Annotated in this window: 10 protein-coding genes and 1 pseudogene; 7 read left to right on the forward strand and 4 right to left on the reverse strand. The window is 42.8% G+C overall.

From position 1 onward, the window contains the following. Window positions 1–73: 73 nt before the first annotated feature. Window positions 74–442, reverse strand: coding sequence for a hypothetical protein (locus AAEY83_RS12270; protein ID WP_025644136.1), 369 nt, complete (start codon window positions 440–442; stop codon window positions 74–76). Between the two features lie 219 nt (window positions 443–661). Further along, entirely contained in the window at window positions 662–1606 is a 945-nt protein-coding gene (locus AAEY83_RS12275) for a DNA-binding protein (protein ID WP_025644134.1), read from the reverse strand. 281 nt (window positions 1607–1887) lie between these two features. Between AAEY83_RS12275 and AAEY83_RS12280 the strand changes: the two genes are divergently transcribed. Then, window positions 1888–2421, forward strand: a complete 534-nt coding sequence (locus AAEY83_RS12280) for a plasmid replication DNA-binding protein (RefSeq protein WP_025644132.1) — start codon at window positions 1888–1890, stop codon at window positions 2419–2421. A gap of 24 nt (window positions 2422–2445) precedes the next feature. On the opposite strand, the gene AAEY83_RS12285 is transcribed toward AAEY83_RS12280, so the two are convergent. After that, complete coding sequence (locus AAEY83_RS12285; protein WP_025644130.1) at window positions 2446–3498, reverse strand: relaxase family protein; 1053 nt, start codon at window positions 3496–3498, stop codon at window positions 2446–2448. Then, window positions 3495–3815, reverse strand: a complete 321-nt coding sequence (locus AAEY83_RS12290; protein WP_025644128.1) for a plasmid mobilization protein — start codon at window positions 3813–3815, stop codon at window positions 3495–3497. The genes AAEY83_RS12285 and AAEY83_RS12290 overlap by 4 nt, the downstream gene beginning before the upstream one ends. Window positions 3816–4167: 352 nt before the next feature. Here AAEY83_RS12290 and AAEY83_RS12295 point away from each other — a divergent pair, with 352 nt between their 5' ends. The 6 genes and pseudogenes from AAEY83_RS12295 to AAEY83_RS12320 form a co-directional block, all read left to right on the forward strand. Beyond that, the gene (locus AAEY83_RS12295; protein WP_025644126.1) at window positions 4168–4728 is read left to right on the forward strand and encodes a hypothetical protein; all 561 of its coding nucleotides are present in this window, start codon (window positions 4168–4170) and stop codon (window positions 4726–4728) included. Between the two features lie 1109 nt (window positions 4729–5837). Then, window positions 5838–6248, forward strand: coding sequence for a cation efflux protein, CzcI-like (locus AAEY83_RS12300; protein WP_198013336.1), 411 nt, complete (start codon window positions 5838–5840; stop codon window positions 6246–6248). A gap of 48 nt (window positions 6249–6296) precedes the next feature. Next, the gene (locus AAEY83_RS12305) at window positions 6297–7622 is read left to right on the forward strand and encodes a TolC family protein (RefSeq protein ID WP_025644122.1); all 1326 of its coding nucleotides are present in this window, start codon (window positions 6297–6299) and stop codon (window positions 7620–7622) included. A gap of 1 nt (window position 7623) precedes the next feature. Then, window positions 7624–8853, forward strand: a complete 1230-nt coding sequence (locus AAEY83_RS12310; RefSeq protein ID WP_025644120.1) for an efflux RND transporter periplasmic adaptor subunit — start codon at window positions 7624–7626, stop codon at window positions 8851–8853. Then, window positions 8843–11992, forward strand: a complete 3150-nt coding sequence (locus AAEY83_RS12315) for an efflux RND transporter permease subunit (RefSeq protein WP_025644118.1) — start codon at window positions 8843–8845, stop codon at window positions 11990–11992. Before AAEY83_RS12310 ends, AAEY83_RS12315 begins: the two co-directional genes overlap by 11 nt. A gap of 78 nt (window positions 11993–12070) precedes the next feature. Continuing rightward, window positions 12071–12193, forward strand: a pseudogene (locus AAEY83_RS12320) (cation diffusion facilitator family transporter); the annotation flags it as partial. Between the last annotated feature and the right edge of the window lie 99 nt (window positions 12194–12292).

The following is a 12292-nucleotide window of genomic DNA, read 5'->3' on the forward strand; positions in this document are numbered from 1 at the left end:
CTTTTTTACTTAGTTTACAACGGGTTATCTTCATAAAAGTAGTCTAGCATAGTGCTTATCTACTACAGCCCCATTATGGAATTATACTCTCCATGTATTCTACTGCTTTTTCTGCAAGCGGGTAGATCTCTGAATTATATAAACAGTAACTATTAAGTTCTTCCGACCAGCCTACAAGTAGCGTGCCACCTGTATAATAAACCTCTCTTTTTTCACTATCTTCGTCACCCTGTTTTAAATATGCTTCGCATTCAGGGTTCCAATGGTTCATTGCCATTGATGAATTAAAAGATGGGTCACGATTATCTATAATAATCCCATCTTCATTTAACACCTCAATAATTTGCTCTATATTACTAGTAGTCTGTCCTTTAACCACGTCTAAAGCAACTTGCTCTTTGGAGGTAAGATTTCTTTTAGATGTTCTGTTTTTAGCAGTCATATTTCCATCCTAAGTATTTTAAATAGGCTTACGATTATGGATAAAATTAAGAATTCTCACAATAGAGAATTCTAAAATCTCCGATAAATTTGTTGCAACATTATTACCATTCAGCCTATAGCCAAAGACTCAAGTCCTCACTAGGGATATGAGTCTGTAGACTGCGCTGAATACCTTATTCTAAGGTGATTAAATATTGTTAGTAGTGCGTATCAGGCCTTAATCTAAATCCTTATTTATCGCCGCTTGCATCTTCTCAAGCTCTATCGTCAATGCACTGCTCTTTTCTTGCTCAGCGCTATAACTGGTCGATACCGTTTCATACTGCTTAAGCAGCAGCTGGTGATCTGTGTTTAGTGTCGCTTGCTGTTGCATCAGCTGATCATTCAGTCCTGATAGCTTATCGCGCTCGATAGTAACCGCTTTTAACTCCCCTTTAACCTCTGCAGTAGCGGTTGCTATCTCGTTGCGCTCAGTGGTGACTGTTTTTAACTCTGTTTTAACCTCTTCAAGTTCTGCACTTAAACGGGCAACCTCTGCTTTATCACTAACAGCGTTAGCCTCAAGCGTGGCCACTCTCGATATATTGACGTTAAGCTCTTTTGCTTGCTGATCAAAGCTACTGCGCAGATCTGCAAGTTGAGCCTGAGCCGCATCTGTTTTAGCTCGTTCAAGCTCCAACTGGTGCTGAGTATCGGCCAAGGTCTGCTTAAACCTATCACGTTCAGCTGTCGCCTGTTCAGCCGCTTTAGCTTTTGTCTCTGCAGTGGCCGTTACCTCGTCTAGTTGCACCAACAAATCAGCCTGCTCACCTTCTAAGGTCTTAACCGCCTCTTGCGCCTCGTCTGTCTCAGCTTGCGCCTTGGCCTTAATGCTCTCTAAGGCCTCACGATCTTTAACCAAGCGATCATTGGCGATATCAACCGCCGTCTGCCACACATCCGCACCAAGCGTCTGTAAGCGCTCAGTAATACCACTGGGCAGCTCAACCTGTCTTAGCTGCTCTTCTTCTTTGTTATCCTGACGCCAAGACTTCATAGCTTCACTGATGGTCGTAAATGAACCACCCCCAAGCGCCTTACGCACTTCGGCTAGAGTAGGCTTGATACCTTGTTCTTGCAGTTGATCAGCAGTGCTATGAACCTGTTGAATAGTGAGTGCCATAGTCATGTCCTTAATTTTGTATTTGTATGAGTAGATATGTAGTTTTTATATGATATTGTATGTAGTATAATACAATATACAACATACTACAATACAGAATACAAAAATACCTCAGGTGATTTGAGGTGTCTTTTAATGTATTGAGTTGATAGTTGGCCGCAGACACGGATAGAGCATTAGTATTTGCCAAATGGTGAGGTTGGTGCGATAGTTACTCACTGAACGTTCTGAACAGTTGCACTGTACAGGGGCTAAAAACGTACTTGAACACTAGGTGAGCAATGAACATATCGGTGACAAAGGCAGCAAAACAGTGGGGTGTATCGAGAACCACTATCTATCAGAAGATCAATGATGGTGAGCTTTCCAGAACCGCTGACAAGAAAATTGATACCTCAGAGATGATCCGAGTGTTTGGTGAGCCTGTCACTAAAAAACGTACTGAACAATCCGCGAACACTAGCAATAGTACGTCCTTGAACAGTCAAAACGTACAGAACAGTACAGCACTTGAACACCAATTAGCGCTTGAGAAGTTGAAGAATGAACACTTAGGTCAGCAAGTTCGTGATCAAAAACAGCTGATAGCGAATTACCAAGAGCAAATAAGTCAGCTCAACAAAACACTAGAAAAAGCCAATGCCAGTATTCATGACTTAACGCAGATCCGACTGCTAGAGTTTAAAGGCACTGACCCTGAACATAGCGATCACCAGCAACAAGTATCATTAGAGCCTGAGCCGCTATCTGAAAAAGAAGCCGCAGCTGCGCCCACACCTACCAAAAGAAAAAGATGGCTTGGGTTTTGGTTTTGATTGCTGAACAGTGCAGTCAAACGATTACGGCCTTGGCCCATTGTAAGAACGCTGCGGGGCTGGTGTATCTACTCTAGGGGTAGCATCCTGTGATTGCTCCATGCTGACAACGTCCTTGATCTCTAAATCTAAAGGCTCAGGCGCTTTGATGTCACCATATAACTCTTGATGATACGCTTTTTTGATCTCCATACCTTTAGTCCATGTCCTTAAATCTCGATTGCCACGTGACTCACTGACTCTCTCATAATCTTGCTGCCGCTCCTCTGCTAACGCCTGAAAACCCTCTTCATAAACAGTGCCCTTGAGCCTAACATTTCGCTTCATTTTAGGATGCGCCACGCTGATACTGCTTTTGGTTGCTCTCTTGATGGTTAATCCCATACCTTCTAGCGCATAACGCACACTACTACGGTTATTAAGACTGCCCTCTGCTAGGCTATGTCGCATTCTTCGATCAATGGCTTCTTTTAAAGCAAAAGTGCTCTCAGGATTAGCGATGATCTCATTATCTTCTTTTTCCTGCTCCTTCTCTTTAGACTTAGGCGGCCTATCATATGGAGTTGGCCGTGGCGCATTATTCACATAAGGGTTGATTAGCCGCTTACGCTCTGGGTCATTAGGATCTGTTAGGCCATATTCTTGATTGATGATGTTCTTAAACGCATTGACTCGTACCAGATCAGCGCCAGCATAAAATGGCTGCAGCCGCTTACCACTTCGTAGCTCTTGGCAAGGGATCACAAAATTTAGCTCCAGCCGTCCACCCTTATCAGTATGTTCAACCCACAATATATCGTACTGATCGGGCTCAAGCCCTACAAACAGTGTCTCTTCAAAGCGCTGCATAATGTCTTTTTTCTGCTCATCAGTAAATTGTGTCGCATCTTCCGTAAAAGATAATACCCCTGACTTATACTTTTGCTTGAATGGTGTGGTATTAATCAGCTGCTCAGTGAGCCTAGGATCGCCGTAGAGCACCTTTGCACCCTCCCTAGGGGTATCCTTACCGCCCAATAAGTAATTAAGCGGCCCTGCGCCTGATCCTTGCCCTCGCCTAAAGAATTTAACAATCATGACTCACCTCGCAAATGCTCATTAAGCAGCGCATCGATAGACACCCTAATCGCTTTAATCTGCTCAAGTACGTTTTCATCTAATGCCTTATCGATGTTAACGTGCTTAGTAACCTGATTGAGGTTAGAACCAATACGGCCAAGTGCGCGAACCAACTCAGGGTCAGCTGGCTTCATTGGGGTTACCCCTAAACCCAAATCACGCATCCAACCTGCCATTGTCGTTCCCTGCTGCCGTCTTTTCAGCTTGGCCAACTCATCCTCTGTGACTCGAATCGCAATCTCTTTAGTTCTTTTTTTACCGCTAATTGGTGGCATAAGACTGGCTCCTGTTCTAGGTATAGGGGTGGTTGGGGGGTCAAGGGGGCGATAGCCCCTTTGTCAGCACCTAAGAGAGGATATTGTAGCGAAGCGAAAATAGCCCCCTCTTAGGACTGCTGGCTTAAAATAATATCATAAATGTGTATATATGATAGAAAATATATGTCTATATATAATGAAAGATATATGTGTATATATGATAACGACATATGTCTATATACAATATAATTAATGTCTATATATACTTATATCTATGTCTATACATACGCTGTATACTAAAAAAATAAATGTGTATATATGCAAATACTGAAGTATGATCAGCACTCTATAGAAGCAATAAGGAGTAGTTATGAGTGAAGTGCCGTACTCTAAACGCAAGGTAAACATGATGCGAGTGAACGCTATAAGAAAGGAGGGATCTATAGCTAAGAATTTATTTATAGCCTTTATTAGCGGTGTTCATATTCTAGATTTTGATAGCGAAGATGCTAAAAATTACCCTATAGACTACTACACATTTAAGAAAATAATAGAACATACACCAAGCATCGAAAAGCTTCACGATCAGATAAACACCTATCGAGCAGCTCAAATATTGGAACTACTGGGTACGAGTGTTGACAACAAGAAACTGAGTTTTTTAACGGCACATAAAGATCCGCTTAGTAACACGTCAGCTCAAGAGATACTAGATATTATCAAAGCAGACTTGAACAATTACAAATTGCTCCTAGATGCGTTTATTTGCTATAGGCATCGTAAAGCTGTAAGAAATTTACGACTCAAAGTCAAAAAAGAACTTGGTATAACTAACGAAGAAGTAAAGGTCTATAAGATATACATGAAAATACCTGATAGCCTTCGACCTTTTATTAATAGCTATAAAAAGCAGCAGCAAGAAAAACAGTAAAAATTTCAAATTTTTCTTTTTTTTTTGAATCTTTCCTCTCTCTCCCTCTTAATCAGTGTGCCCACTAGAGTATGCCCACAGCGTATGTCCACATAAGCAGCAAGGGCAACAGCGCCTGAGCTACTCCTAAAGGGCTCCGCGCTGTTGCCCTTGCTATGTGGACAACCCTGATGGACAACTCTGTGGACAACTGCTTGGAGGGAGAGAGGTTGAAGTTTTGGGCAACACTCACCCTAAAGCGCCCACAAGTAAAAACTTGCGAACCCTTTAGAGTATTGCCCTGACAACTGCCTGTCGGTCGATCGGCATCGTCTCAGGAAGTCATCACTGTATCAAGCTGACTCTGTTATGATTACGGCTGATAGCACCGCCTAGACACGCTCATAACCGCTATATAGCCGTTTCTACGCTAGCAAGGGTTAACACCCAATATACCGCTACGAATACGCTAATATAACCTCTCATTGCGTTGCTCAATATGTCTAGTAACCCCTGTCGGGAGCTTGCTTGTCACCCACGCAATGCAGTCGTCACTGAGGCCTGCCACCCATTGCTAGGGAACAGTTAAAGAGCGTTGATAGGGCGAAGGTAGCGAGCAAATAGGCGGTTTTACTGAGTAAAATTGGTAACTTACAGTAGTAATATGAGTAATTTGATTGCAAAGTAGCCTAGATTTGGCTTAAAATAGACCCTAATGGGCTTAATTGCTGGTCAAATAACGCACTGCATATGCTTATTTGGTCGTTACAGGCGTCGCCAAACGTCTGTAACCGTTAATGAACATTAAACGATAAACCCCCCTATTACGTCAAGTAGTAGGGGGGTTTATTTTTTATAATTTTCAAAATTCGTAGATTATGAGACCATCCCGAATTCTGTGTAACTGCCGTTTAGATTAAATGCTTGCTGATACGGTCATCAAACATAATCATAAAACGATTCAGAGCAGACGTCCAGTTACGGATTGGCATCGACCACTTTTTTTGGGAAACTCTCATGGAAAATTGCCTTTTGAGTTTGAAGCAATGTACAATGATAAGATTAACCCGTTAGGTCAGGTGGCCTAACTTAAATAAAAAGTCTCCGACAAACCCGGTACGGTTCAGATGATGCGTTCTACTACATGGATTACAGTCTTGGTTGGATTGTTCATGTTCCAAAGCTTTTGGAATGTGGCGGCGGCCTTTTGTGTCCATGAACAACAGCCTCAATCACAGCAGAGTTATCATTTTGGTCATCACCAAAATACCTTGTGTGCCAGCGATAGTCGTCAACACGATCATAATGGACAGTCAGAAAACATAAAAACATTCAGTAGCGATTTAGAAATCGGTGAAGATCATCAAGATCATCTACCATCGATGATGCATTTGATTGTACAAAATGAAAAAGTAGATGTGTTTCATCCAAGCTCTGAAGTTAAAGTGAATCCACAATTTCATTGGAAAAACAGCTATCAGGCTCCTGACCTGTTTCAACAAAGCCTACCTCCCGAATTTTCCCCGCTCATGGTGGGGTAGCCTAAAACATTCCCACCACTTTTATTATTTAAATAAGTGGGAAAAATCATGTCTTCACAATCAATTATACTCTTGCGTCATAGCTTGGTTGCTTGTATATGTGCAGCGGCTATGCAATATAGCTATGCTGAAAACGTTACCAGCTTTGAATCCGCTTTAGCAAAAGTACAAAGTTACCAGACTCAAGACAAGCCGTGGCAACAAGTTCAGCAAATATCTGAATTGAATATTCAGCAAAGTCGGTTATGGCAGAATCCAAGTATAAGTTTAGAACAGTCTGGCTTTGGCTCAGGTCAAGAACAGGAATTCAATGTTGGCGTTAGTCAACCTCTAGATCTATTTGGTCAGCGTAAGCTGAACCGGGTGATTGCCAATACCTCGAATCAACAAATCCAATTGCAACAGCAATTATGGAAGGCACAAAGCCAACTGATTGTTAAATTTGCATGGTCGCAATTTGCACTTGCTGAGGTTGAGCAGTCTGCTTATTCAGTACAGTTAAAAACAAGTAAAGTCAATCTGGACAGTGCCCAGAAACGCTATCAGGCAGGCAGTATTGCCCTGGTTGATTTTGAGCGTGCCCAAATTGAAGCGCTAGAAATCCAACGACTTTATGAGCAAGCGATGCTGAATAAACAAGCTGCCGGTCGTCAGCTGTCTAATTTGTGGGGGGGAGAAACATCTTCACATCTTCAATTGAATAAAACCGCTATCCCTTGGCCAGAGCAAAGTCTCCAAACTGTGCAACGGTATATTGCTGAAGGGTGGCTAGAAAAACTCTATGCCTTGAACATTCAGCAATCGGATCATCAAATTGAAAATTTAAGAATTCAGGCACGTCCCAATCCGACTTTAAATGTAGGCATGAAACGTAGCAAAACCCCTAATGAAAGCAACGATACGACTTTAGCAATCGGCGTGGCTATTCCACTGAATATTTTCAATCGCCAGCAATATGCGATCCCGATGGTCCAGCAACAGCAAATATTGCTGAACCAACAGCAGCAGCGTGAGCTGAAGCAACAAATACTCGATATTGCCAACAGCATGCATCAGCTCAAAGGTTTACGTAGCCAGTTCGATGCCACAACAGCACAAGTTACTTTGGCGACCAAAGTTCAGAGCCGTACTTTACTAGGGTTTCAGGCAGGGAAACTGTCCATTACCGACGTTCAGCAAGCAACCACCCAACTGCAGAATCTTCGATTGGGTCAATTACAAACTCTACGTCAAGCTTGGCAAACTGCCCTAGCAGCTGAGGCACTCAGTATTGGCACAAGTTATGAAGAAATTAGCCGTTCGGATGCCTATACACAACTGAATAAAAAGGCAGTCGAAGCATCGCAAAATTTAATCAATGGGGGAGCACGATAAAATGAACGCCAAGCAAAACGGAAAAATATCCCAGTCTCTCATGATTGTAGTTTTGATTCTGATTACGGTCTTGGTCAGTCTGGCTATTTGGTTAAGTTCAAAAAAAACTGAATCTGAGGGGCAGGGTTATGATGAGGGAAATGCCGAATATTCTGATGAAGATAGTTCTGAAGAAGGACATGCTGAAGAAGGCGAAATACAACTGACCAGCCAACAAATGGTTGAACAAGGTTTAAAAGTTGCTGTTGCATCCACAGGATTGGTTGAAAAGCTGACAACCCTGCCAGGTAAATTGGTGGTGAATACCGATCAACAAGCGCATATATCGCCTAATTTTAGTGGTTATGTCGAGCAGATCAATGTGGCTTTAGGACAGAGCGTGCAAAAAGGACAAACGCTGGCTGTACTAACCGTGCCTGAACTGATCGACCAACAGGCAAATCTGCGTATGGCACAGGTGAATCTGGATTTGGCCCGTAAAGATTACCAGCGCGAACAGCAACTCTGGTCACAGGGGGTTTCTGCCAAACAGGATTACCAGCGTGCCGAAAATGCCTACCGTCAAGCGCAGATTACTGTCCAGTCCTCACAAGCACGTTTAAATGCATTAGGTGCAAGTGGCAATAACAATGGGCGTTTTCTGATTAAAGCACCGATCTCTGGGGTGATCAGTCAAAAAGATATTGTGGTCGGTGAAAATGTGCAACTGGCTAATCAGCTCTTTGTCATTGAACAGCTGAAAGATTTATGGCTTGAGTTTAATTTGCCGAATCAATTCTCAGGTCAACTGCAAGCCGGGCAAAAAATTGACTTTAAAGTGAATGATTCAGATCAAAGCTATAAAGCTACTGTACAAAGCTTAACCTCTCAGGCAGATGTACAAACAGGGCGTCTGGTGGTGCGCGCAAAACTCGATGCGCAAGCTACTGAGTTGCGTTCTAATGTGTTAGTGAGAGTGTTGATTCCGGAAGCTACAGCAAAATCAGCCCTTCGGATTCAAAAGTCTGCGCTGCAAAGTATTGAAGGTGAAGACAGTATTTTCATCGTAGATTCAGAACAAAAAGGTCAAGTCCACTTAAAAGCACAGAAAGTGCAATTGGGGCAGGCTTCAAGTGATGGACAATGGCTTGAAGTGATTTCTGGGCTGACTGAAGGGCAGAAGTATATCGCTCAAGGCAGTTTCTTGTTGAAATCTGAATTAGAAAAAGACGAGGCAGGCCATGGACATTAATTCTGATCTACCAAAACCAGAAGGTTTATTCGAACGAATCATTCAGTTTTCCATACAAAATGCGATTTGGGTGTTGCTCTTTGCCTGTACCTGGATTGCGGTCGGGGTGTATAGCTATCAGAAACTCCCGATTGATGCTGTACCCGATATTACCAATACCCAAGTCCAGATTAATACTCAAGCCAAGGGTTTTACTGCGCTTGAAGTCGAACAGCTGATTACCTATCCCATTGAAAATGCCATGGCTGGCATTCCGGATCTGGAGCTTACCCGTTCCATATCCCGTTATGGACTCTCTCAAGTCACCATTATCTTTAAAGATGGGACTGATATTTATTGGGCCCGTCAGCAGATTAACCAACGGACACAGGAGGCGCAATCTGAGTTGCCTGCACAAATCGCACCGACGATGTCCCCCGTTTCTACGGGTCTCGGTGAGATTTATCAATGGGTACTGAAGGCAGATCCGAATGCGAAAAAGCCGGATGGAACTGCATACACGCCGATGGATTTGCGTGAGATTCAGGACTGGATTGTGCGTCCTCAACTGCAACGTGTTAAGGGAGTTGCAGAGGTCAACAGTATTGGTGGTTTTGAAAAAACCTATGTGGTCTCTCCCGATTTAAACCGGATGCAGCAACTGAATATCTCATTAGAACAACTGCAACAGGCTTTAGCGCAAAATAATGAGAACCGAGGTGCAGGTTATATTGAAGACAATGGTCAGCAACTGACGGTACGTGTACCGGGTGCATTCAATGGGCTTTCTGATATTGAGAACACCATGCTGGGTAGCCCAAATGGCAGCCCAATTCGGGTTGGTGATATTGCGCAAGTCTCTATTGGGCATGATTTAAGAACCGGTGGGGCAACCTATAACGGCAAAGAAACCGTTTTAGGGGTTGTCATGATGGCGATGGGTGGAAATAGCCAGACTGTTTCTAAAGCTGTGGATGCCAAGCTTCAAGATATTCAGAATAGTTTGCCTAAAGGGGTAGTGATTGAAACGGTGTACGACCGTACTATCTTGGTTGAGAAGGCGATTAAAACCGTTCAGAAAAACTTGGTAGAGGGAGCAATCCTGGTCATCATCATTCTGTTCCTGTTTTTAGGGAATATCCGTGCTGCCTTGATTACTGCCTGTGTCATTCCACTCTCTATGCTGTTTACCTTAACCGGGATGGCACAGCAAAATATCAGTGCCAATCTGATGAGTTTAGGTGCACTCGATTTCGGCATCATTGTCGATGGTGCTGTGGTGATTGTCGAAAACTGTATCCGGCGTTTAGCCCATACACAGCAACTGTTAAAACGACCTCTCACACAAAGTGAACGCTTTAAGGAAGTTTTTCTGGCTGCCCGCCAAGCACGTCGTCCTCTTATTTTTGGTCAGCTTATTATTTTGGTGGTGTATTTGCCGATTTTTGCTTTAAGTGGTGTGGAAGCAAAAATGTTCCATCCGATGGCATTGGCAGTGGTACTCGCCCTTGTTGCAGCCATTATTTTATCGATCACCTTTGTGCCTGCTGCTGTGGCATTGTGGGTCAAAGGCGATATTCAAGAAAAAGAAAGTCGTTGGATGTTATGGCTAAAAGCTAAATATCAGCAAACTCTTGATATTTCGTATCAATACAAAGCAGTTGTGCTGACTTTTGCACTGTGTTTATTAGTGATTACGGGATTTATCAGTACCAAACTCGGCAGTGAATTTGCACCACAGCTCAGTGAAGGAGACTTTGCGATACAACAGTTACGTTCACCAAGTACAGGCTTAGAAGAGTCTTTACGTATTCAGGAGAATACTGAAAAACTTCTTTTAAAGAGTTTCCCTGAAATTAAGGCAGTATTTGCCAGAACGGGTACAGCCGAGGTTGCAACAGATGTCATGCCACCCAATATTTCAGATGGCTATATCATGTTAAAGCCTCGTTCAGAATGGCCAAATCCTAAAGAAAGTTTAGATGAATTACGTGGCCGTATGGTGACGTATTTAGCCACGATTCCAGGCAATAATAGTGAATTTTCACAACCGATTGAACTCCGATTTAATGAATTGATCTCAGGTGTGCGTAGTGATGTTGGTGTGAAAATCTTCGGTGATGATATGAATGTCCTCAATACTGAGGCGACTAAAATCTCCAAAATCATTCAGCAAATATCGGGTAGCAGTGCCGTGAAAGTTGAGCAGACCTCAGGTTTGCCATTACTGAATGTCGAGGTAAATAAAACTTTGGCTGCACAATATGGTTTGAGTGTGCGTTCAATTCAAGACCTTGTGGCAACCAATATTGGTGGACAAAGCGTGGGAGAGATTTTAGAAGGCGATCGTCGTTTTGATTTTGTTATCCGTCTTGGAGAGCAAGACCGTAGTGTCGCATCTGTTTCCCAGTTACCTATTCAGCTTCCAAATGGTGGCAGTATTTTATTGTCGGATGTCGCGCAAGTCTCGACCATTGAAGGAATCAACCAAGTCAGTCGAGAAAATGGTAAACGCCGAGTTGTGGTTACAACGAATGTTGAAGGGCGTGATTTAGGGTCTTTTGTTTCTGATGTACAGACACAGCTCAAAGCATACACTTTGCCAAGTGGTTATTGGATAGAATATGGCGGTCAGTTTGAAAATTTGGCTTCAGCCAAAGCACGGATGCAAATCGTGATTCCACTGGCTTTAATCACTATCTTTATTTTACTGATGGCGGTCTTTCACAATGTCAAAGAAAGTCTATTGGTCTTTACCGGGATACCCTTTGCCTTGACCGGTGGTGTGCTGTTCCTTTGGCTAAGGGATATTCCATTATCGATGTCAGCTGGAATTGGCTTTATTGCCTTATCTGGTGTTGCAGTCCTCAATGGACTGGTAATGCTGACCTTTATTAAGGAATTAAGGGACAAATATCCAGTGCATAAAGCCGTGTGGCAAGGGGCTATTTTGCGCTTAAGACCAGTGTTGATGACAGCTTGTGTGGCTTCACTGGGTTTTGTACCAATGGCGCTGGCAACCGGAACAGGGGCTGAGGTTCAACGGCCACTGGCAACCGTAGTGATTGGCGGGATTATCTCTTCAACATTACTAACTTTGGTGCTGTTACCCGTGCTTTATCGTTGGATAAATGAAAAAAAAAGTTTCTTAATCCAATAGATTAGTCGATTTACAGCAGAGATATTGGCTGTTATCCAATATCTCTGCTCATCATAAATAGAATAAGGAAAATATTTTATGTCAGAACATCATGATCATAGCCATGCGGTTGTTACTGAAGAAAATAGTAAGAAGTTAATGGTTGCCTTAGGTTTAACGACTACTTTTTTAATAGTAGAAGTTGTCGCTGCTTTTGAGACCATCCCGAATTCTGTGTAACTGCCGTTTAGATTAAATACTTACACAAAATTTAGGAAGGTCTCCCAGATTCTTATCAAAGACTTCATCATCTATTATTCG

The sequence above is a fragment of the Psychrobacter sp. TB20-MNA-CIBAN-0197 genome (genome assembly GCF_040309765.1).
GTDB lineage: Bacteria > Pseudomonadota > Gammaproteobacteria > Pseudomonadales > Moraxellaceae > Psychrobacter > Psychrobacter submarinus.